This is a genomic window from Mycolicibacterium vaccae NBRC 14118 = CIP 105934 (genome assembly GCF_001552715.1).
In the GTDB taxonomy this organism is placed as follows: Bacteria; Actinomycetota; Actinomycetes; order Mycobacteriales; family Mycobacteriaceae; genus Mycobacterium; species Mycobacterium vaccae.
In genome coordinates, this window is record NZ_BCRS01000116.1 from 1 (window position 1) to 20,299 (window position 20,299).

At 68.7% G+C, this 20,299-nt stretch carries 20 protein-coding genes and 1 pseudogene; 9 read left to right on the forward strand and 12 right to left on the reverse strand.

Going from position 1 to position 20,299, the window contains the following annotated elements:
• The 3 genes from MVA01S_RS20360 to MVA01S_RS20370 all read right to left on the reverse strand — a co-directional run.
• Positions 1-516 (reverse strand): 3-carboxyethylcatechol 2,3-dioxygenase (locus tag MVA01S_RS20360; protein WP_255251713.1); only part of this gene is annotated, 516 nt, incomplete at its 3' end.
• Positions 464-2,176, reverse strand: coding sequence for a bifunctional 3-(3-hydroxy-phenyl)propionate/3-hydroxycinnamic acid hydroxylase (locus MVA01S_RS20365; protein ID WP_003928167.1), 1,713 nt, complete (start codon positions 2,174-2,176; stop codon positions 464-466). The genes MVA01S_RS20365 and MVA01S_RS20360, both read right to left, overlap by 53 nt.
• Complete coding sequence (locus MVA01S_RS20370) at positions 2,173-3,039, reverse strand: alpha/beta fold hydrolase (protein ID WP_003928166.1); 867 nt, start codon at positions 3,037-3,039, stop codon at positions 2,173-2,175. The genes MVA01S_RS20365 and MVA01S_RS20370 overlap by 4 nt, the downstream gene beginning before the upstream one ends.
• 155 nt (positions 3,040-3,194) lie before the next feature.
• On the opposite strand from MVA01S_RS20370, the gene MVA01S_RS20375 reads away from it, so the two are divergent.
• Together MVA01S_RS20375 and MVA01S_RS20380 are read left to right on the forward strand one after the other, a co-directional pair.
• Positions 3,195-3,902 (forward strand): IclR family transcriptional regulator, encoded by a 708-nt coding sequence (locus MVA01S_RS20375; RefSeq protein WP_003928165.1) that lies wholly within the window; start codon positions 3,195-3,197, stop codon positions 3,900-3,902.
• 28 nt (positions 3,903-3,930) lie between these two features.
• Positions 3,931-5,556 carry an FAD-dependent oxidoreductase gene (locus MVA01S_RS20380; protein WP_003928164.1) on the forward strand — a complete coding sequence of 542 codons (1,626 nt, stop codon included), beginning with the start codon at positions 3,931-3,933 and terminating at the stop codon, positions 5,554-5,556.
• A 31-nt stretch (positions 5,557-5,587) separates the two neighbouring features.
• Here MVA01S_RS20380 and meaB read toward each other — a convergent pair whose 3' ends face one another.
• Positions 5,588-6,508, reverse strand: a complete 921-nt coding sequence (meaB, locus tag MVA01S_RS20385) for a methylmalonyl Co-A mutase-associated GTPase MeaB (protein WP_003928163.1) — start codon at positions 6,506-6,508, stop codon at positions 5,588-5,590.
• Between the two features lie 60 nt (positions 6,509-6,568).
• Here meaB and MVA01S_RS20390 point away from each other — a divergent pair, with 60 nt between their 5' ends.
• Complete coding sequence (locus MVA01S_RS20390; RefSeq protein WP_003928162.1) at positions 6,569-7,333, forward strand: SDR family NAD(P)-dependent oxidoreductase; 765 nt, start codon at positions 6,569-6,571, stop codon at positions 7,331-7,333.
• Entirely contained in the window at positions 7,330-8,070 is a 741-nt protein-coding gene (locus tag MVA01S_RS20395) for an SDR family NAD(P)-dependent oxidoreductase (RefSeq protein ID WP_003928161.1), read from the forward strand. Before MVA01S_RS20390 ends, MVA01S_RS20395 begins: the two co-directional genes overlap by 4 nt.
• A 213-nt stretch (positions 8,071-8,283) precedes the next feature.
• Here the strand turns inward: MVA01S_RS20395 and MVA01S_RS20400 are convergent, their stop codons facing one another.
• The 4 genes from MVA01S_RS20400 to MVA01S_RS20415 are packed head-to-tail and all read right to left on the reverse strand — an operon-like array spanning position 8,284 to position 12,392.
• Positions 8,284-9,048, reverse strand: coding sequence for an enoyl-CoA hydratase/isomerase family protein (locus MVA01S_RS20400; RefSeq protein ID WP_003928160.1), 765 nt, complete (start codon positions 9,046-9,048; stop codon positions 8,284-8,286).
• Between the two features lie 38 nt (positions 9,049-9,086).
• Positions 9,087-10,178, reverse strand: coding sequence for an acyl-CoA dehydrogenase family protein (locus MVA01S_RS20405; protein WP_003928159.1), 1,092 nt, complete (start codon positions 10,176-10,178; stop codon positions 9,087-9,089).
• The gene (locus tag MVA01S_RS20410) at positions 10,165-10,980 is read right to left on the reverse strand and encodes an acyl-CoA dehydrogenase family protein (RefSeq protein WP_003928158.1); all 816 of its coding nucleotides are present in this window, start codon (positions 10,978-10,980) and stop codon (positions 10,165-10,167) included. Before MVA01S_RS20410 ends, MVA01S_RS20405 begins: the two co-directional genes overlap by 14 nt.
• Positions 10,980-12,392, reverse strand: coding sequence for a class I adenylate-forming enzyme family protein (locus tag MVA01S_RS20415; RefSeq protein ID WP_003928157.1), 1,413 nt, complete (start codon positions 12,390-12,392; stop codon positions 10,980-10,982). Before MVA01S_RS20415 ends, MVA01S_RS20410 begins: the two co-directional genes overlap by 1 nt.
• A gap of 110 nt (positions 12,393-12,502) precedes the next feature.
• Between MVA01S_RS20415 and MVA01S_RS20420 the strand changes: the two genes are divergently transcribed.
• Complete coding sequence (locus MVA01S_RS20420) at positions 12,503-12,823, forward strand: 2Fe-2S iron-sulfur cluster-binding protein (RefSeq protein ID WP_003928156.1); 321 nt, start codon at positions 12,503-12,505, stop codon at positions 12,821-12,823.
• Here the strand turns inward: MVA01S_RS20420 and MVA01S_RS20425 are convergent.
• The 4 genes from MVA01S_RS20425 to MVA01S_RS20440 all read right to left on the reverse strand — a co-directional run bounded on the left by MVA01S_RS20425 (position 12,811) and on the right by MVA01S_RS20440 (position 16,943).
• The gene (locus tag MVA01S_RS20425) at positions 12,811-13,869 is read right to left on the reverse strand and encodes a CaiB/BaiF CoA transferase family protein (RefSeq protein ID WP_003928155.1); all 1,059 of its coding nucleotides are present in this window, start codon (positions 13,867-13,869) and stop codon (positions 12,811-12,813) included. The two genes, MVA01S_RS20420 and MVA01S_RS20425, sit on opposite strands and share 13 nt — an antisense overlap.
• Positions 13,870-13,897: 28 nt before the next feature.
• Positions 13,898-14,854 carry an LLM class F420-dependent oxidoreductase gene (locus MVA01S_RS20430; protein ID WP_003928154.1) on the reverse strand — a complete coding sequence of 319 codons (957 nt, stop codon included), beginning with the start codon at positions 14,852-14,854 and terminating at the stop codon, positions 13,898-13,900.
• A gap of 85 nt (positions 14,855-14,939) precedes the next feature.
• A complete protein-coding gene (locus MVA01S_RS20435) occupies positions 14,940-15,338 on the reverse strand; it encodes a cobalamin B12-binding domain-containing protein (protein ID WP_003928153.1) in 399 nt (132 codons plus the stop codon).
• Positions 15,339-15,353: 15 nt separating this feature from the next.
• Positions 15,354-16,943 carry a methylmalonyl-CoA mutase family protein gene (locus tag MVA01S_RS20440; RefSeq protein ID WP_040539661.1) on the reverse strand — a complete coding sequence of 530 codons (1,590 nt, stop codon included), beginning with the start codon at positions 16,941-16,943 and terminating at the stop codon, positions 15,354-15,356.
• 172 nt (positions 16,944-17,115) lie between these two features.
• Here MVA01S_RS20440 and MVA01S_RS20445 point away from each other — a divergent pair, with 172 nt between their 5' ends.
• The 4 genes and pseudogenes from MVA01S_RS20445 to MVA01S_RS20460 form a co-directional block, all read left to right on the forward strand.
• Positions 17,116-17,976 (forward strand): SDR family oxidoreductase, encoded by an 861-nt coding sequence (locus MVA01S_RS20445; RefSeq protein ID WP_003928151.1) that lies wholly within the window; start codon positions 17,116-17,118, stop codon positions 17,974-17,976.
• The gene (locus MVA01S_RS20450; RefSeq protein WP_003928150.1) at positions 17,973-19,481 is read left to right on the forward strand and encodes a class I adenylate-forming enzyme family protein; all 1,509 of its coding nucleotides are present in this window, start codon (positions 17,973-17,975) and stop codon (positions 19,479-19,481) included. The genes MVA01S_RS20445 and MVA01S_RS20450 overlap by 4 nt, the downstream gene beginning before the upstream one ends.
• A 41-nt stretch (positions 19,482-19,522) precedes the next feature.
• The gene (locus MVA01S_RS20455) at positions 19,523-19,825 is read left to right on the forward strand and encodes a hypothetical protein (protein ID WP_003928149.1); all 303 of its coding nucleotides are present in this window, start codon (positions 19,523-19,525) and stop codon (positions 19,823-19,825) included.
• A 12-nt stretch (positions 19,826-19,837) separates the two neighbouring features.
• Positions 19,838-20,299 (forward strand): annotated as a pseudogene (locus tag MVA01S_RS20460) (adenylate/guanylate cyclase domain-containing protein); the annotation flags it as partial.

Consider the following 20,299-nt stretch of genomic DNA (forward strand, 5'->3'; position numbering starts at 1 on the left):
GTGCGACAGCCCGCCGGACCCGATGACGAGGACCCGCTTGCCGAGGCCTGCCAGATGTGCGCCGACCGCCGCGCCGAGCGCGCGGACCCGGCGCATCGGGCCCAGCGGGGTCGCCACGGAGTTCACGAACACCGGGATCACCGGCTTTGCGGTGGCGTCGCCGAACAGGTTCTGCAGTGGTTGCACGGTGCCGTGGTCCACGTCCATCGCCGCGGAGATCGCGACGTCGACGTCGGCGTCCAGCACCGCCCGCGCGCAGTCGGTGGCCAGGTCGGCGGGGACGTCCAACGGGCCCCGGTGGGTGCCGTAGTCACCGACACCCTCGGCCGCGGTGCCGATGCAGAACGGCGGCATCGCACGGTAGAAGAACCCGTTGTAGTGGTCCGGCGAGAACGTGACGACGAGCTCGGGGTCGAAGTCGGCGACGAACTCCCGCGCGGCCCCGAGGGCGCCCTCGATGTCGTCAAGCAGAGCCTGTGACGGTCCCGGAAGGTTCAGCAGCGGACTGTGCGACATGCAGCACAGGGCTATCTGTGATCTCGCCATGAGAATCGGATCCTCCTTCCTCGATGAGGTGAAGCACGTCGAACAGGGCCGCGGTCACTTCGGGGGCGCGTTGCGCAATGCAGGCCGCCGCGATGCAGCGGTCCGGACGCAGGAACAGCACGGAGTCCGTCGTGGCGTCGAACCACTTCTTCAGCACTCCCCCGCGGTCACCCACCACGACGACGTCGGCGTCATCGTGGCCGGGCCAGTGCAACTGGGTCGTCGGCCGAACCTCGATGAACCTCGCCCCCAACGCTTTCCAGCGGCCGAAGGCATCGTCGCCGAGCACGGCGCGCAGATTGTTACTCCAGCACAGCACCGCGAAGCCGGGTCCGAGCACGTCGTCGAGAGGCACGTTCTGCGCCTCACGGGTGTCGACACGCGGCTGGATGAACAACGTGCCGGTCGCCGAATTCGGCGACGGGTGCGCGTCGTGGTGGACCGCACCCTGCAGGTAGCGCGGCATCGGCTTGAACCGCATCTCCAGGATGTAGCGCTTCAGCGTGGGCACCACCGATGCGGCGTGAATCAGCCTGTCCCGCAACGTCGCCACCCGGCGGTTGGTCGGCGAGATGACCCGGCCCACCATCGTGGACAGGTCGATCATCGCGCGCGCGTGTTTGCGACGCTCCACGTCGTAGGTGTCGAGCAGCGCGTCGCCGGCCTGCCCCCGCACCACCGCGGCCAGCTTCCACCCGAGGTTCGCCGCGTCCCGGATCCCGCTGTTGTAGCCCTGCCCCTGCCAGACCGGCATCAGGTGCGCGGCATCCCCGGCAAGCATCAGACGCCCCTTGCGGAACGATCCGGCGATGCGGGAGTGGTGGGTGTACACCCGGTGGCGGATCATGTCGACCCGTTCGGGGTACGGGACGCGTTGCCCCAGCATCTGCCGGACGAACTCGGGATCGTCGGCCTGCTCGTCGGTTTCGTGCGGGTGGATCATGAACTCGAAACGCCGGATGCCGTGTGCTATCGAGATCGACACGTACGGACGTGCCGGGTCGGCGCCGACTTCGCTGTTGGGATGGCCGAGCGGGTCGTTGGCCACGTCGACCACCAGCCAGCGGGTCGAGGACGTCGTCCCGTCGAAGGACACGCCCATCAGACGGCGGGTCGCGCTGCGGCCGCCGTCGCATCCCACCACGTAGCGGGCCCGCACCGGCTCCCGGTCACCGTCGAATCCGACGGTGACACCGTCGGCGCTCTCGCTGCAGGTCTGCATGCGGTGACCGAAGCGGACCTCCACATGGTCGAACCGCGCCAGGCCCTTGAACAGTTCGGCGTCGACCATCGGCTGGACGAAGCCGTTGCGCTTGGGCCAGCCGAACCGTGCGTCCGGGGGCGCCATCTCGGCGAGCAGTTTCCGGTTCGCGTCGAAGAACCGCAGGATCTGGTTGGGCACGGTGTGTGGCAGCACCTGCTCGACCAGACCGATGGACTGGAAGGTGCGCAGCGCCTCGTCGTCGAGGCCGACGCCCCGCGGGTAGTCGATCAGGGTGTCGCGTTCGTCGACGACGAGAGTCCGGACATCTTGCAGCCCAAGGATGTTGGCAAGCGTCAGCCCGGACGGACCGGCGCCGACGATGACCACGTCGACGTCGGGTGCGCCGGCCGCAGCCCGCGCGGTCACGCCCGCCCCAGCAGGAAGTCCAGGTGTAACCGGTCGAAGGTCTTGGGATCCTCGTACTGCGGCCAGTGTCCGCAGCCGGACATCACCTCGAACCGCGCCCCGGGGATCATCGATGCCATCCGCCGGCCCTCTTCGACGTCGGCGGTCGGGTCGTCGCTGGTCCAGACCACCAGCGTGGGCGCGACGATGGCGCCGTACTCCTTGGGGCCGAGCAGGTTTCGGGCCCTGATCACCGGATCTTGCAGTGCCATGATGTCGCGCATCGCGTCGGCGAATCCCGGCTGGCGGTACACCCGCTGCCGACTGGCCACGATATCGTCGTAGTCCTTGGTCTTGTCGGCCATCAGCCATTTGATCCGGGCCTGCACGGTCTCCCAGGTCGGGTTCTCCGCGGCGGCCGTCGACAACGCGATGATGCGCTTCATCACCTCCGGATCGGCCTGCGACCCGCCCGCGGTGTTGAGCACCAGGCGGTCCAGCCTCTCGGGCCGGTCGGCGGCGAACCGCGCGGCCACCCAACCGCCCAGCGATTCCCCGCTGAGGTGCGCGCGGGGCGCGTCGATGGCATCCAGGAAGGCGGCCAGATGCTCGACGTAGTGCGGGATTTCGAGTGGGTGTCCCGGCTTGCCGGTGTAGCCGTGACCGAGCATGTCGATCGACCAGGTCGAGAAGTGTTCGGCGTGTGCCTCCAGGTTGCGCACGTACGCCTCGGCGTGACCCCCGGACCCGTGCAGGAACACCAGGGCCGGGTTGGCCGGGTCGCCGGCGTGCAGGTAGCGGGTGCGCACACCGCCCGCGTCGAGATACCCCTGGGAGAACGGCACGCCCTGCAGGTCGCTCCACACGCTCTCGAAGTCCGCCACCCCTGCGCTCCTTCCGTGCCGCGTCGGCCGCGAGACCGTGCCGGCGAGAATTGAATTCTCGTAAACCGTAAGCACTTTGCTCATTTATCGCACATACATGTGCACTATAGTTAGAGCATCACTCTCATGGGAGAGATCTGTCAAGGAAGGCCCGCATGAATCGACCGGACGGTGCTCAGACGTCCGCGGGCGCCGGCGCGCCGGGCTCCCAGACCCTGGCCCGCGGATTGACCGCGCTCCACTTGGTGGCCGGCTCCCCGACCGGGCTGACCGTCGGCGAGGTCGCCGACGAGATCGGCGTCCACCGGACCATCGCCTACCGGTTGCTCAGCACGCTCGCCCAGTTCCGTTTCGTGGCCAAAGGCGAGGACGGCAGGTACCGCTCGGCAGCCGCACTGGCGGTGCTCGGCGCATCGTTCGACAACAACGTCCGTCAGCTGTGCGTGCCGACCCTGCGCGCACTGGCCGACGAACTCGGCGCCACGGTCTCACTGCTCGTCGCCGAGGGCGATCAGCAGGTCGCCGTCGCGGTGATGGTGCCGACCAACGTGTACTACCAGTTGTCCTTTCACGAGGGCAGCCGCTATCCGCTCGACCGCGGCGCCGCCGGGATCGCCCTGCTGGCGAGCATGGCGCCCCGTCCCGGCGAACGCGAACTGGTCCAGCAGACCCGCCAACAGGGCTGGGTGATCACCCACGGGGAGATCGAACCCAACACCTACGGTCTGGCGGTGCCGGTGCATCGCACCGCACCGTCGCCGCCCACCTGCATCAACCTGATCTCGCACCGCGAGGACGTGGTCCTCAACGGCCGCGACGCGGTGATCAAAGCAGCCGGCGATCTGTCGGCTGTCCTCAGCTGAGCACAGCATCCATCGGAAGGAGACAGCGATGACCGACTGGGACCATGAGGTCGACGTCGTGGTGCTGGGCAGCGGCGCCGCGGGCCTGACCGCCGCGCTGACCGCTGCCGCCAGCGGGGCCACCGTCGAGGTCTACGAGAAGGCGTCCGCACTCGGCGGCACCACCGCGGTCTCGGGCGGGATCGTGTGGATCCCGGCGCACCACCGGTCGGCCGACGGCGAGCTGACGGTCGAGGACGCGATGGCGTACCTGCGCGCCCAGTCGCTCGGGTACATGGACGACGAACTCGTGGAGACCTTCGTGCGGACGGGCGCCGCGATGCTCGACTTCGTGGAGGAGAACAGCGACCTCGTCTTCGAGGTCGCGGCCGGCTTCCCCGACTACAAGCCCGAACTGCCCGGCGGCAAGCCCGGGGGCGGACGGTCGCTGAACGCCAAGCCTTTCGACCTTGCCCGGCTCGGCAACTGGAGCGACCGGATCACCGCCTTCCCACCCGATTTCAGCAATGTCGGCATCGACGCCGAAACCCGGGCACGTATCCACGCGTCGGTCGACAGCGAGGCCGGCGACTTCTGCGTGGCGGGCACCGCGCTGATCGCCGGCCTGCTCCGCGGTCTGCTGGACCGGGGCGTCACGCCGCACACCGAAGCCCGCGCCGTCGAGCTCATCGCCGATCCGCTGGGCATCACCGGCGTCCGTATCGAGACCGGCGGCATCGAGAACAAACGTGACTTCCGGGTCCACGCCCGGCGCGGGGTGATCCTGGGTACCGGCGGGTTCGAATGGGACCCGAGGCTGGTCGAGGCCTACCTGCGCGGACCGATGCGGGGGGCCGTCTCGCCGCCCAACAACACCGGCGACGGGCTCCGGATGGCGATGGCGCACGGCGCCGACCTGGCCAACATGGGGGAAGCCTGGTGGGTGCCGATCGTGCAGATCCCGGGTGACACCTTCGCCGGGCATCCGCGCAGCCGCAGCGTCCGGCTGGAGCGCACCCGCCCGCGCAGCATCATCGTGAACCGGGCAGGCAGACGGTTCGTCAACGAAGCCGGCGAGTACAACTCGATGGCCGGGCCGTTCCACTTCCTCGACCCCAAACTCGGGTACGCCAACGACCCGGCGTGGATCGTCTTCGACTCCATCCACCTGAAGCACTACGGGTTCCTCGGCGTCGATCCCGACGGCCCGGTCCCCGACTGGTTCTGCCAGTCGGCCGATCTCGACGAGCTCGGCGCGAAAACCGGCATCGACCCGGCCGGACTGGCCGCCACCCTGGCCGCATGGAACACCCACGTCGCCGACGAACACGATCCCGACTTCGGCCGCGGCGCAAGCGCTTACGACGGCTACTGGGGCGACACGTCGGCGCCCACCACCGCGGGTCAGACGCTGGGCCCGATCGACACCGCTCCGTACTATGCGGTCCCGGTCTCCGTCGGCGCGATGGGCACCAAGGGCGGGCCGCGTACCGACCGCGACGGACGCGTCCTGCACGTCACCGGCACTGCGATCACGGGCTTGTTCGCGGCGGGTAACGCGATGGCCGGACCCACCGGCAAGGCCTACGGAGGGGCGGGCGGCACCCTGGGACCCGCGATGGTCTTCGGCTATCGCGCCGGCTACACCGCGGCCACCGGGCAGTCGGCGTCCTGACACGACCGGGTGGCTCGACCCTCCGCGGAGGTCAGCTGACCGCGCGGGGCACGACCAGTCGCGCGGCGGCGGCGTAGGGGTCGGTGCGACCGGCGGCCACCGCGTCGGCGAGCGCGTCGAGGTCCTCGTGCTGACGCAGCAGCGTCTGCGCGAGTGAGAGGATCTGGGCGCGTGCCCGGGCCGAGCGCCGCCCGGGATTGTCGGTGCGGTGGTGGTTTTCGATCAGGCCGCGCAGCTCGTCGATTCCCTGACCTTGGGCGGCAACGAGTTTCAGGATCGGCACATCGGTCTCGGCGCGCAGGTCCCGCACCGTCTGGTCGGCGCCGTCCCGGTCGGCCTTGTTCACCGCCACGATGTCGGCGACCTCGAGCAGCCCCGCCTTTGCGGCCTGGACAGCGTCGCCGGCCCCCGGATTCAGCACCACCACGGTCGGGTCGGCCACCGCGGCGATCTCGATCTCCGACTGTCCGACCCCGACGGTCTCGAGGATGACGACGTCGTAGTGCAGCGCCGAGACCAGCCGGATCGCTGCGGGCACGGCGGCGGCCAGACCGCCGAGGTGCCCACGGGCGGCCACCGAGCGGATCAGCACGCCGGGATCGTTGATGTGCGCGGACATCCGGATGCGGTCACCCAGCAGCGCGCCGCCGCTGTAGGGCGACGACGGATCGACGGCCAGCACCGCGACCCGCTTGTCGTCTGCCCGGTAGGCACCCACGAGTGCGCCCGCGGTGGTGGACTTGCCCGCCCCGGGCGGTCCCGTGATACCGACGACGCGGGCCTGGGCGACGTCGCCGAGCGCGTCGAGCACCTCGTCGCGCCGGGGACTCTCCACGAAGCTGAGCAGCCGGCCGGTGGCGCGCGCCGAACCGGCCCGGGCGGCGGCGATGAGATCGTCGATCGTCACCCACGACACCTTACGCAGGCCGCCTTCCGGCCCGCGAGGGACCATTCCATTGCTGAGAATGTTATTCTCCGTGGTTGAGAGTCTGTATTTCAAGGAGGACGGCGCATGGACATCGCTGGAAGCTCGGCCCTGGTCGTCGGAGGCGCGGGTGGCCTCGGCGAAGCGACGGTACGGCGACTGCACGACGCGGGAGCCAAGGTCGTCATCGCCGACCTGGCCGACGAGAAGGGCAGGCAGCTGGAATCCGAGCTCGGGGTGCGCTACGTCCGCACCGACGCCACCTCGGAGGAGTCGCTGCTTGCCGCCATCGCCGAGGCGGAAGCACTTGGGCCTCTGCGCATCTCGGTGGACACCCACGGCGGCCCCGCGGGTGGTGGCCGGCTGGTCGGCAAGGACGGCTCCCCACTGAGCATGGAGGCCTTCGAGACCACCATCAAGTTCTACCTGACCGCGGTGTTCAACATCATGCGTCTGTCGGCGGCGGCGATCGCCAAGACCGACCCGCTTGAGGAGGGCGGCCGCGGCGTCATCGTCAACACCGCGTCGGTGGCCGGCTACGAAGGCCAGATCGGGCAGCTCCCCTACTCGGCAGCCAAGGGCGGGGTGATCGGCATGACGCTGGTCGCCGCACGGGACCTGTCGCCGTTGGGAATTCGCGTAGTGACGATCGCCCCCGGGACGATCAACACCCCGGCCTACGGCAAGGCCGCCGATCAGCTTGAGCAGTACTGGGGTCCCCAGGTGCCGTTCCCCAAGCGGATGGGCCGATCGACGGAGTACGCGCAACTGGCGCAGAGCATCATCGAGAACGACTATCTCAACGGCGAGGTCATCCGCCTGGACGGGGCCCTGCGGTTCCCGCCCAAGTGACGCTTCAAGGCAAGGTCGCCTTCGTCGCCGGCGCCAGCCGCGGTATCGGCGCCACGGTGGCGACCGCACTGGCCCGGGCCGGCGCATCAGTGGCCGTGGCAGCCCGCTCCCAACAGGAGGGGAAGCTTCCCGGGACCATCGGGTCTGTCGCGCAACGCATCTGCGCTGACGGCGGACGCGCACTACCTGTGGCGTGTGATGTCACCGATGAGGCATCCGTCGATGCCGCGGTCGCTGCGACCGTGGCCGAATTCGGCGGCATCGACATCCTCGTCGCCAACGCCGGGGTGTTGTGGCTCGGGCCGATCGAGACCACGCCGCTCAAGCGCTGGCAACTGTGCCTCGACGTCAACACCACCGGCGTCTTCCTCGTCACCAAAGCGGTCATCCCGCATGTCCGGGCCCGCGGCGGCGGCTCCCTCATCGCGGTGACCACCACCGGGGTCGCGATGACCGATCACGGCGCGAACGCGTACTGGGTATCCAAGGCTGCCGCGGAACGGCTGTATCTCGGCCTGGCCGCGGATCTGAAGCCGGACAACATCGCGGTGAACTGCCTGAGCCCGTCGCGGGTGGTGCTGACCGAGGGCTGGCAGGCCGGCGGTGCCGGTATGCAGATACCGCCGGAGATGGTCGAGCCACCCGAGGCGATGGCCGACGCCGCCGTTCTCCTTGCGGCTCAGGATGCCTCCGGCATCACCGGCACCATCCAGCGCTCCGAGGAACTCATCCGCTAGCCCGCCCGAAGTGTGGATCCCTCCGGCGCGAGCGTGCGTGTCTGCGGGCGACGCGCCGAACATTGTGCGAACTATGCGCACGCTCGATGCCGCCGACATCGCAGCGCCCGAACGCTGCAGGTGTGAAGCGTTAGGCGCGAGCGTGCGCGGAATCAGCACAGACCGCGGCGATTCGCCCGCAGACACGCACGCTCGCGAAAAGGGACCGGCGGGCTACTTCTTGGCGATCAGGCCGTCGACGATCTTGTTGAAGTCGGTCGTGCCGAACGACACGTACTCGGCCAGGTTCGCGTAATCCAGCGACGCCATCACCGACTTCTCCAACTGGATGTTCATCAGCCGCTTGGTCGCCTCGACGGCCTGCTGCGGCAGCTCCATCATCTTCTTCGCACACGCGATCGCCTCGGCCACCGGATCGTCGACCACATGGTTGGCCAGGCCGAGCTCGACAGCGCGCTGCGCCTTGATCCGCACACCGGTCAGCGCGAATTCCTTGGCCTGCAGCAGGCTGATCTGCGAACCCCACACCAGCGGGCCACCGTCTGCGGCAACGAGTCCGATCGACACGTGCGGATCGGCGAAGAACGCGTTCTCGGCGATGTAGACGACGTCGGACAGCGCAGCCAGGCTGCAGCCCAGCCCGACAGCCGGGCCGTTCACCGCCGCGATCACCGGGATCCGGCACCGGAGCATGCCGATCACCAGATCGCGGCCGTGCTTGATCGTCTTCTGACGCAGCGCTTCGTCGTTGCGCAACTCGTCGAGGTAGTTGAAGTCACCGCCGGCCGAGAACGCCCGTCCTGCACCGGTGATGACTGCCGCGCGTGCGCCGACGTCCTCGTTGAGCTCCTCCCAGATCTTGGCCAGCCCGACGTGCAGATTGTCGTTGACCGCGTTGAGGTCGTCCGGCCGATTCAACGTGATGATGCGCAGCGCACCGTCGGCGCGGACATCGATCTCTTCTGGCATTCCGTACATCTACTGTCCTTTGCTCTTCGCGCACGCGCTCATCGCGCTCACAATCCCAGGATTCGTTGCGCGATGATGTTCTTCTGGATCTGCGACGTCCCACCCATGACGCTCTGCGCCCGGCTGTACATGTAGGCACCGAACAGTTCCTCGTCGGCGGTGCCCACGGTCTTGAGTGCGGCGTGGCCGACGGACTGCTCGGTCCACGTCATCAACAGCTTGTCCAGCGAGCCCTGCGGACCGTGAGTGATCCCGTCCAGCTGCTCGGAGAGCCGCCTGCGCACATGCAGACGCAACATCTCGGTCTGCACCCACGCCCAGAGCAGTTCCTCGTTCGGCACCCCGTCGACACGGGATGCCATCTGCCGCACAGTCTTTCCATACCGCGCGGAGAAACCGAGCGTCGACGGCTCGCGTTCGTGGCTGACCACCGTCATCGCCAGCTTCCAGCCCTCGCCGGGCGCGCCGACCATGTTCTCCGCAGGCACCCGTGCCCCGTCGAAACTGACCTGGCCGAACTCCTTGGTCACGCCGCTGATCATCTTCAGCGGCCGCTGCTCGATCCCGGGCTGGTGCATGCTGACGATGAACGCCGAGATGCCTTTGTGTTTCGGCACATCCTTGTCGGTGCGCGCCAGCACCAGGCACCAGTCGGCGACGTCGGAGTAGCTGGTCCAGATCTTGTGACCGTGGATGACGTAGTCATCGGGGTTGGCGTCGTCCCTGACCGCGGTCGTCGTCAGCGACGCGAGGTCCGATCCCGCGCCGGGCTCGGAGAAGCCCTGGCACCACCGCTCGGTGCCGTTGATCATGCCCGGCAGGAACCGCTGCCGGAGCTCTTCACTGCCGTGGTGGCTCAGACCGACGACCAGATAGCCCAGGCTGGGCCGGGCCGGGGCGCCGGCCTTGGCGATCTCCTCGTCGACGATCACGTCGAACACCGGCGGCAGATCCTGCCCGCCATAGGCCTTCGGCCACGAAGTGCCGAAGAACCCCGCCTCGAACAACGCCTGATGCCATTCACCGGCCTTGGCCCAGTACGCGTCACCGGAGGTCGGAAACTTGCCCTTCTGCTCGGCCAGCCAGGCGCTCAGGCGCTCGCGGAATGCGGCCTCGTCGGGGGAATCACGAAAGTCCAATGGTCAGCTCCTCCAGCTTCACAGGCCAGGTCTCGGTCGCGGCCAGCACCCGGCGCAGGTACACGTGCGCCAGGCATTCCCAGGTGTTGCCGATGCCGCCGTGCACCTGGATCGACGTCTCGCACACCGTCATCGCCGCGCGCGCGCTGTAGATCTTGGCCACCCGGGCAGCCTCGATCGCTTCCCGCACGGGCAGTTCGTCGACCGCCCACGCAGCGTGCCGCGCCACGCTGACCGACCCCTCGATCAGCGCCAAGCTCTCGGCGAGCAGGTGCGCGACAGCCTGGTAGGACCCGATCGTCGCGCCGTACTGCGCGCGCACTTTCGCGTACTCGGTGGCCAGCGCATGCGTGCCGCGCGCCGCGCCGAGGATGTCGGCGGTGGTCGCCGCCAGCGCGAGCGCATACCAGCGGCCCGCGTCGTCGTCGGTGAGCTCGGCGAGTTCGGCAGGCGATTCCACCACGCCGGCAAGACTTCCGGTCAGGTCGACGGTCGGCGGTGCGGCATCGTCGACCGTCACGGCACGCCCGAGCCTGACCTGCAAGTCGTCGGACAGCACAGGGCCGAGGTAGGGCACGTCGACCAGCCCCCGACCGAACTCCTCGGCCACGATCGCGATCTCGACGGCCGACGCGCCGTCGGAACGCAGCGTGCGGAAACCGGTCGCGTCGACCGCCTTCTCCAGCCGCGTCAGGCGCGCCGAGTCGTCGAGGTCGGCGACCGAACCCGGCCCCAGGTCGCCCGCCACCTCCGCGGCGGCATCGCGCAGCTGTTGCTGCTCACCGGTCAGACGGACGTCCATCAGATTCCTCCGCTCTCCGCGACAGCGCTCATCGCACGCTCCCGCAACACTCTTCTGAGCGCCTTGCCCGAAGGCAGGCGCGGGATTTCGTCGACGACCACCACACGGCTCGGTCGCTTGTAGGAAGCGAGCCGGTCACCGACCAACGCGGCCAGTTCGGCGGTGTCCACCGGCCCGTGGGCGGTCACCGCGGCCACGATCGCCTCGCCGTCGGCGGTAGGGACACCGAACACCGCGCAGTCGTCGACGGCGGGGTGCCCGTGCAGGACGGCCTCGATCTCGGCCGGGGCGACCTGGAACCCGCGGACCTTGATCATCTCCTTGGCGCGGTCGGTGATCCGTAGCCAGCCGTCGGCGTCGAGGGTCCCGACGTCCCCCGTCCGATACCAGCCGTCCGAAAAGGCGTCGTGCGAAACGTCGTCGGGGAGGTAGCCGGCCATCGCGGAGCCCGAACGGACCTGGATCTCCCCCTCCGCGCCTGGGCCGAGCACCTCCGCGGAATCGAGGGACACGATCCGCAGACTGACCCCGTCCACCGCGCGCCCGACGGTGTCCAGGCGCGGGTTGCGCAGGTCGTTGCACGAGATCACCGGAAGCTCGCTGGCACCGTAGGCGGTCACCCACGACACCCCGGTGCGCTCGGTGACGGCCTCGGCCACGCTGGTGGTCACCGGGGTGGCACACCACATGATGTAGCGCAGCGACGAAAGGTCGTGTCGCTCCAGATCCGGGTGTGCGGACAGCGCCAGCGCGATCGGCGCGACCGCCATCTCGACGGTGATCCGGTCGGACTCGATGTGGCGCAGCATCGCATCGATGTCGAAGCGTCGGTGCAACCGGATCCACGCACCGGTGTCGAGCGCCATCACGATGTTGAGCAGTCCGAGAATGTGCGACGGCGGCGTCATCACCTGGAGCCGGTCCGAGGACGTGAGCCCCAGGCCTACTCGCCAGTGACGTACCGCGACGGCCAGCGAGGCGTGCGTGTGACGCACCGCTTTGGGCATCCCCGTGGTGCCAGAGCTGAAGACCAGCACGGCGTCGGCGGCGGGATCGGGTTCGGCCGCCGGATGATCGGCTGCGGCAATCGGTTCGTCGAGCGACAGCATCGGCATCGCCTCGGCCAGCACCGGGTGGTCTCCGACCGCGTATACCGGCCCGGTCAGCGAGAGCGCATGGTCGACTTCGGTGCGCTTCCACGCCGGACTGAGCAGCACCGCCGCCGCACCGACACGCCAGATCGCGCGCAACGCCACCACGAACTCGGGACGGTTCGACGACATGAGCGCGACGCGCGATCCCGCGGTCACGCCGCGCCGCTGCAACTCCCCGGCCATCCCGGCGGCGAGTGCGTCGAGGTCGGCACGCGTGTACTGCCGGTCCTCGAAGGCGAGCGCCCAGGGCTCACTCACGTCGCGCGCGCCCCTTCCGGGTCAGGGATGATGGGTACGAGAAGGCACCCGCTTGTCGTGGAGAATATTATTCTCCTATTATCAGAATGACAATGTCGAAAGAGGGTTCAATGACCGACCCGCAGACACCGGGCACGGGGTCCGCAGTGACAGCGACCGCCACAGTCACCGTGAAACTGGACGGCACGACCGCCTCGGTGCCGCAACGACCCAACGAGACGCTGCTGGAGAGCGCCCGCCGCGCCGGCCTGGGTCCGCCGTTCTCCTGCGAGGCCGGCAACTGCGGAACGTGCATGGCACTGCTGACCGAGGGTCACGCCACCATGCGCGTGAACGACGCGCTCACCGAGGACGAGGTCGCCGAGGGGTACGTGCTGACATGCCAGGCGGTGCCCGACACCCCGGCGGTGACGGTCGACTACGACGGCTGAGCCGCCACCTGGTGGTGTTCGTCCAACTGCGGAGCGGGCCGGTATTCCGGTTCGTACCCGGCGATGTGGATCGGGCTGCCGACCAGGCGGAACTCCCCCGCGGTCACCAGCGCCTGCGGTGTCGCGGCCAACGCCTCGGGCAGTGTGCGCACCGCCGCGACCGGAATTCCCAGCAACTGCAGCCGACGCTGCCAGTTCAGCGCGGAGTCACCCCGCAGCACCGCCCCCACCAGTTCGAGCACCTCGTCGCGACGCGCGGCACGTTCGGCCATCGTGGCGAAACCGTCGATCCCCGCCTCCGCGGCGAACGCCGCCCAGAACCCGTCGTGGGTGATGAACAGCGCGAGATAGCCGTCTGCCGTCGGAAACAGCTGCGCCGGCACGTAATACGAGTGGGCGCCGTTGGGCAGGCGCTGCGGTTCCACACCGTCGTTGAGGAACGCCGCGGCCCGGTAGTTCAGCTGCGAGAGCATGACATCCTGCAGTGACACGTCGATCTGCCCGCCCCGACCCGACACGATCTGCGCGAGCAGACCCAGCGCAGCGGTCAAACCGGTGGAGTTGTCCGCCGACGAGTAGCCGGGCAGCGTCGGCGGGCCCTCGGGGTCTCCGGTCATCGCGGCCACCCCGGTCGCGGCCTGGATCACGTAGTCGAAGGCAGGGTCGTCTCCCCCGTCCAGCCCGAACCCCGTCATCGCGACACAGACGATGCGCTCGTTGAACTGTTTGAGCGACTCGTAGGTCAGGCCCAGGCGACGGATCGCCGATGGCTTCATGTTGACCAGCAGCGCATGCGAATCGGCTACCAACTCGCCGAGCCGGCGGCGCCCCTCCTCAGACCGCAGATCCAGCATCACGCTCTGCTTGTTGCGGTTCAGGCTCGCGAAATAGCTGTCACTGACCTGCCGGGAGATCTCGCCACCCGGCGGCTCGACCTTGATCACCTCGGCGCCCAGATCCGCGAGCATCATCGTCGCGTAGGGCCCGGCCAGCATGACGCCGACCTCGATGATGCGGATCCCGGCCAGCGGGCCGGCAGTGCTCACCGCTGCCCTCGGCTCTTCGCGCAAGCGCTCATCGCACCGCCTTGGCGAGCTCGCCGATCACCTCACGCGTCCGGTACTTCGACGCCACCAGCTCGTCCCGGGTCTCCCCGATCGGCAGCAGCCGCACCGACAGGTCGGTGACACCGGCATCGGCGAACTGCTTGAAGCGCCGCAGAATCGCGTCCATATCACCGGCGGCGCAGAGATCGCCGACGTTGCGTGCGTCGCCCCGGTCGAGCAACTTCTGGTAGTTCGGCGAGGTCTCCGCCTCGGCAAGGATCCGGTTGGCCCGATCCTTGGCCGCGTCGATCTCGGAATTCGCGCACAGGCACACCGGGATGCCGGCCACGATGCGCGGCGCGGGGCGGCCCGCCTCCGCGGCGGCCTTGTTGATCTTCGGCGCGATGTGCTCGCCGATCGCCTTCTCGTCAGCCATCCACAGCACAGTACCGTCGGCCTGTTCCCCGGCGATCTGCAGCATGACCGGACCGAGCGCGGCGACCAACACGGGCAACGGCTGTTCGGCGCCCAGCACGGTCGGATTGTGCACGGTGAAGGTGTCGTTCTCCACGTCGACGTCACCGGGTCCGGCCAGCGCGGTGTTGAGCACCTCGAGGTAGTCGCGGGTGTAGGCGGCCGGTTTGTCGTACGGCAGGCCCAGCATGTCGCGCACGATCCAGTGATGCGACGGCCCGACGCCCAGGGCCAGCCGGCCGGCCGCCATGGCGTGCACCGAAAGCGCCTGGCGGGCAAGGGCAATGGGGTGCTGCGCCTGCAGCGGCACCACGGCCGTGCCGAGTTCGATGCGCGAGGTGTGCGCCGCCATCAGCGCCACCATGGTGAGGCAGTCGAAGTCATTGGGCACCTGCGGCATCCACGCGGTGTCCAGGCCTGCCGACTCTGCCCATTCGATGTCGGACACCAGTTTGGCGACCTTGCGCGCCATGTCGCCGCGCTCGGCCCCGATCATCACTCCGAGTTTCATGAACGTGCCTCCTCCGGCGAGAGTGCGCTGAGATCGAGAAATCGGCCGAGAACACGCTCTGTGCGCACTCTCGATGCGCCGAGCTTCACTGCTGCACCTTCTCCGTCAGCGCGCGGACGTCGCGGACCAGATCCTCCAGCGAGGTACCGGTCGGGAACACCGCGGCCGCCCCGGCGTCCAGCAGCTTCTGGACGTCGCCCTGCGGGATGGTGCCACCGACGACCACGGCGATGTCACCGGCGTCGGCGGCACGCAACGCGTCGACGGTTCGGGTGGTCAGCGCGACATGGGCGCCGGAGAGGATCGAAAGACCCACCAACGCAACATCTTCCTGCAACGCGATGGACACGATGTCCTCGATGCGCTGCCGGATACCGGTGTAGATCACCTCGAAGCCCGCGTCGCGCAGCGTGCGCGCGACGATCTTGGCCCCTCTGTCGTGGCCGTCCAGACCGGGCTTGGCCACCAGCACACGCGTTGACATCAGAACACCTTCTCCCTAAAAAACGACAGGCTGCTGGAACTCGCCCCACACCGACTTCAACGTCGACACCATCTCTCCCACCGTGCAATACGCGTTCGCGCAGTCGATCAGCTTGTGCATCAGGTTGTCGTCGCCTTCTGCGGCCCGGGCCAGCGCCGCGAGCGCCTCCTTGACGGCGACGTCGTCACGGTCGGCCTTGACCTTCGCGAGCCGCCGCAGCTGGGTGTCGCGGCCCTCGGCGTCCAGCTCGTAGGTGGCCAGGTCCGGCGGCGGCTCGTCGACGACGAATCGGTTCACCCCGACCACGGGCCGCTCACCCGATTCGACCTCCTGGTGGATCTTGAACGCCTCGTCGGCGATCAGACCCTGCAGATAGCCGTCCTCGATGCAGCGCACCATGCCGCCGTGGGCCTCGAGATCGTGCATGATCTCGACGATCTTCTCTTCGGTGGCATCGGTGAGGGCCTCGACGAAGTACGAGCCGCCGAGCGGGTCCGCCACCTTCGTCACGCCGGTCTCGTACGCCAGGATCTGCTGGGTGCGCAGCGCCAGGGTGGCCGATTCCTCGCTGGGCAGCGCGAACGGCTCATCCCACGCGGCGGTGAACATCGACTGCACCCCGCCGAGCACCGCGGCCATCGCCTCGTAGGCCACGCGGACCAGGTTGTTCTGCGCCTGCGGCGCGTACAGCGAGGCCCCGCCGGCGACGCAGCCGAAACGGAACATCGACGCCTTGTCGGTCTCCGCGCCGTAACGCTCCCGCACGATGGTGGCCCAGCGCCTGCGGCCGGCCCGGTACTTCGCGATCTCCTCGAAGAAATCGCCGTGGGTGTAGAAGAAGAACGAGATCTGCGGCGCGAACTTGTCGATGGTCATCCGCCCGCGCTCGACGACGGTGTCGCAGTAGGTGACTCCGTCGGCCAGTGTGAACGCCATCTCCTGCACCGCGTTGGCCCCGGCGTCACGGAAGTGCGCACCGGCCACCGAGATCGCGTTGAACCTCGGCACCTCGGCCGCACAGAACTCGATGGTGTCCGCGATCAACCGCAGCGACGGTTCCGGAGGCCAGATCCAGGTGCCCCGCGAGGCGTACTCCTTGAGGATGTCGTTCTGGATGGTGCCGGTGAGCTTCTCGCGCGGCACCCCCTTCTTCTCGGCGGCGGCGACGTAGAACGCCAGCAGGATCGCCGCCGTGCCGTTGATCGTGAAGCTTGTGCTGATCTTGTCCAGCGGGATGCCGTCGAACAGGATCTCCGCGTCGGCCAGGGTGTCGACGGCGACGCCGACCCGCCCGACCTCCTCGCCGTACTCCTCGTCATCGGAGTCGTAGCCACACTGTGTGGGCAGATCCAGCGCCACCGAAAGCCCGGTACCGCCCTGATCGAGCAGATAGCGGTAGCGGCGATTGGACTCCTCGGCCGTGCCGAAGCCCGAGTACTGCCGGAAGGTCCAGGTCTTGCCGCGGTACCCGGACGCGAAGTTGCCGCGGGTGAACGGGTACTGCCCCGGCGGCGGCGGATCGACCGCGCGATCGCCGGGCCCGTACACGGGTTCCAGCGGGATGCCAGAGGGGGTCTCAACCCGGGGGACGACTTGCTCGCTCATCGCTGGATAACGTACTTGCAAAAAATGAGAATGCCAATACCGCCTGTGGGAAAGCTGCACGCAGCAGTATGTGCGAAGGTCGCAAACACCACTCCGAAACCCCGGAACACAGCGATTATGGGATTCGCCTAAAATGAGAATGCCACTATCTGGCGCCGACGAGGAGGCCCTTTTGTCTGGAACGTCCCACGCCACCGGCGACGCATCGTTCGCCGACCGCACCGTCGTGGTCTCGGGCGGCAGCCGCGGCATCGGGCTGGCCATCGCGCTCGGCGCCGCCAGCCGCGGCGCCAACGTGGTCCTACTGGCCAAGACCGCAGAACCACACCCCCGGCTGCCGGGCACCGTGCACACCGCGGTGGCCGAGGTCGAGGCCGCCGGCGGCAAGGGCGTGGCCGTAGTCGGCGACGTCCGCAAGGAAGAGGACGTGACGCGGGCCATCGAGACCGCGGTGGAGCACTTCGGCGGGGTCGACATCGTCGTCAACAACGCCAGCGCCATCGCCACCGAACCGACCGAGGCACTGTCGGCCAAGAAGTTCGACCTGATGATGGACATCAACGTCCGCGGCACGTTCCTGCTGACCAAGGCGGCGCTGCCCCATCTGCGGCAGTCGCGCACCGGCGCACACGTGCTGACCCTGGCGCCGCCGATGAACATGAATCCGCACTGGCTCGGCGCCCACCCGTCCTACACGCTGTCCAAGTACGGCATGACCCTGCTGTCGCTCGGCTGGGCCAGCGAATACGGTGAAGCCGGAATCGGTTTCAGCTGTCTGTGGCCGGAGACCTATATCGCGACCTCAGCAGTGTCCAATCTCGCCGACGGGGAGGACCTCGTGAAATCCTCGCGCACCCCCGACATCATGGCCGACGCCGCCGTGCAGATCCTGTCTCGGCCACCGGCGGAGGTCAACGGGCAGTGCTACATCGACTCCTCGGTACTGACCGAGGCCGGGGTCACCGACCTGTCCCGCTACGGCGGCGGTGACGACCCCATCCTGGACATCTTCGTCGACGAGCGCGTCTCATGAGCATCTCGCTGCTGCTGGAGATGGCCGCCGACGCAGCCCCCGACCGGACAGCCCTCGTCGACGACGATCTACGGCTCACCACCGCCGAACTGAGCGCGCTGGCCGACGGCGGGGCCGGCGTCATCGCGGCCTCCGGCGCCGGGCACGTGGCCTACGTCGGCACCGGCGGGGCACTGCTGCCGCTGCTGCTGTTCGCCTCCGCCCGCGCGGCCATCCCCGTGACGCCGCTGAACTACCGGCTCTCGGCCGACGGGCTGCGAGCCCTGCTCGACCGCCTGCCCGACCCCCTCGTCGTGGTCGACGACGAATACCGCGACGCCGTCGGCGACGGCTACCGGACGGTGCGCTCTGCGGAGTTCCTCGCCTCAGCCCGCACGGCCGAACCCGCGGCCGAGTTCGCCGATCCCGACTCCGTCGGCGTCGTGCTGTTCACGTCCGGGACGACGTCCAGGCCCAAGGCTGTCGAGCTCACCCACACCAACCTGACGAGCTACATCATGGGCACGGTCGAGTTCGCCGCCGCCGAGCCCGACGACGCCGCACTGATCTGCGTCCCGCCGTACCACATCGCCGGCGTCAGCGCTGCGCTGTCGAATCTGTATGCGGGCCGAAAAATGGTGTACCTCACGCACTTCGACGCCGAGCGGTGGGTGCGCCTGGTCGCCGAGGAAGGTGTCACGTCCGCAACCGTGGTGCCGACGATGCTCGACCGCATCGTCGCGGTGCTGGAAGCACAGGGCATCCCACTGCCGACGCTGCGCACCCTGGCCTACGGCGGATCCAAGGTGCCGCTGCCGCTGGTGCGTAAGGCGTTGTCGCTGTTGCCCGACGTCGGATTCGTCAACGCCTACGGCCTGACCGAGACCAGCTCGACCATCGCGGTGCTGACCCCCGACGACCACCGCGCCGCGTTGGCGGGCACCGACGAGGGGATCACCCGGCGGCTGGGCTCGGTGGGTCAGCCGGTGCCGGGCATCGAGGTTCAGATCCGCGCCGAGGACGGCACGGTGCTGGGACCCGGCGAGACCGGCGAGCTGTTCGTCCGCGGCGAGCAGGTGTCGGGCAAGTACACCGACATCGGATCGGTGCTCGACGAACAGGGCTGGTTCCCGACACGAGACGTCGCCTCCCTCGACGAGGACGGGTACCTGTTCATCGGCGGCCGCTCCGACGACACGATCATCCGCGGCGGAGAGAACATCGCGCCCGCCGAAATCGAAGACGTGCTCGTCGAACACCCCCACGTGCGAGACTGTGCCGTGGTCGGCGCCGACGACCCCGAATGGGGGCAGATCATCGTCGCGGTGGTGGTCGCCCAGCCCGGACAGCAACCCGACGCCGAGCAATTGCGCAGCCACGTCCGTGCCCAGTTGCGCGGATCCCGCACGCCCGACCGGGTGGTGTTCCGCGACGAACTGCCCACCAACGCGACCGGCAAGGTGCTGCGCCGTGAACTGGTCGACGAACTCAACCAGGACCCATCGCCGGCACAGCCGGCCGTTTAACGATTGCCGGCACCGCCGGCCACGACACAAGGAGCCCCCGCATGATCAAGAACGGCACCCGGCTGCAGAGCCAGGTCTGCGACACCCAGGTGATCGTGGTCCGCAGCAGCGACAGCCTCGACGACCTGCGCGCCGGCGGCGCACCGATGGTTCCCGTCGGTGACGCCGTCGACGGCAACCTGTCGCTGGACGACGCCCTGGCCGACGGCAATCTGATGGGCAAACGCTACGTCGACGACAGCGGGGCCGAGGTGCTCGTCACCAAGGCCGGCAAGGGCACCCTGAGCGTCGGCTCGACACCGTTGGCGCTCAAGGAGGCCAAGCCGCTACCCGCCAGCGACTGATACCGTCGCCGGGTGAGGCCACGCCGCCTACTCGGCAAATACGCCGCAGGCCTGACGTCGGCCTATCTGCTGACCGTCGGCGAAGTCGTCGCGATCGTCGTCGCGCTGGCCGGCCGGGACGTCCTCACCACCGGCAACGTCATCACCCTGGCCGTCGTCAGCTCCGTCGGCACCGTCACCGTGGCGCTGGGCGCCGTCCTCATCGTCCGGCCGGCGCTGCGCTGGTCGACCGCCGGCCGTCACCCGACCCCGGCCGAGATCCGGTCGACGGCCCGGATCACCCGCCGCCAGGCCGTCATCACGCTCGCGCCGTGGCTGCTCACCGCCGCGATCCTGGTCCCGTTGAACCTGCACGCCCCGGCACCGGTCTTCGTCGTGCTGACCACCGCGCTGATGTTCGGCGCGATCGCCACCGTGAGCACCGGATTCCTGTTCACCCTGCGCACGCTGCGGCCGCTGCGCGCAGCGGTGCCC

What these genes read in the sequence shown, in the direction of transcription:
- MVA01S_RS20375 (WP_003928165.1), top strand. Translation starts at nt 3,195, where the DNA reads ATGAATCGACCGGACGGTGCTCAGACGTCCGCGGGCGCCGGCGCGCCG.
- MVA01S_RS20380 (WP_003928164.1), top strand. Translation starts at nt 3,931, where the DNA reads ATGACCGACTGGGACCATGAGGTCGACGTCGTGGTGCTGGGCAGCGGC.
- meaB (WP_003928163.1), bottom strand. Translation starts at nt 6,508, where the DNA reads ATGGTCCCTCGCGGGCCGGAAGGCGGCCTGCGTAAGGTGTCGTGGGTG.
- MVA01S_RS20390 (WP_003928162.1), top strand. Translation starts at nt 6,569, where the DNA reads ATGGACATCGCTGGAAGCTCGGCCCTGGTCGTCGGAGGCGCGGGTGGC.
- MVA01S_RS20400 (WP_003928160.1), bottom strand. Translation starts at nt 9,048, where the DNA reads ATGTACGGAATGCCAGAAGAGATCGATGTCCGCGCCGACGGTGCGCTG.
- MVA01S_RS20410 (WP_003928158.1), bottom strand. Translation starts at nt 10,980, where the DNA reads ATGGACGTCCGTCTGACCGGTGAGCAGCAACAGCTGCGCGATGCCGCC.
- MVA01S_RS20420 (WP_003928156.1), top strand. Translation starts at nt 12,503, where the DNA reads ATGACCGACCCGCAGACACCGGGCACGGGGTCCGCAGTGACAGCGACC.
- MVA01S_RS20430 (WP_003928154.1), bottom strand. Translation starts at nt 14,854, where the DNA reads ATGAAACTCGGAGTGATGATCGGGGCCGAGCGCGGCGACATGGCGCGC.
- MVA01S_RS20435 (WP_003928153.1), bottom strand. Translation starts at nt 15,338, where the DNA reads ATGTCAACGCGTGTGCTGGTGGCCAAGCCCGGTCTGGACGGCCACGAC.
- MVA01S_RS20440 (WP_040539661.1), bottom strand. Translation starts at nt 16,943, where the DNA reads ATGAGCGAGCAAGTCGTCCCCCGGGTTGAGACCCCCTCTGGCATCCCG.
- MVA01S_RS20450 (WP_003928150.1), top strand. Translation starts at nt 17,973, where the DNA reads ATGAGCATCTCGCTGCTGCTGGAGATGGCCGCCGACGCAGCCCCCGAC.
- MVA01S_RS20455 (WP_003928149.1), top strand. Translation starts at nt 19,523, where the DNA reads ATGATCAAGAACGGCACCCGGCTGCAGAGCCAGGTCTGCGACACCCAG.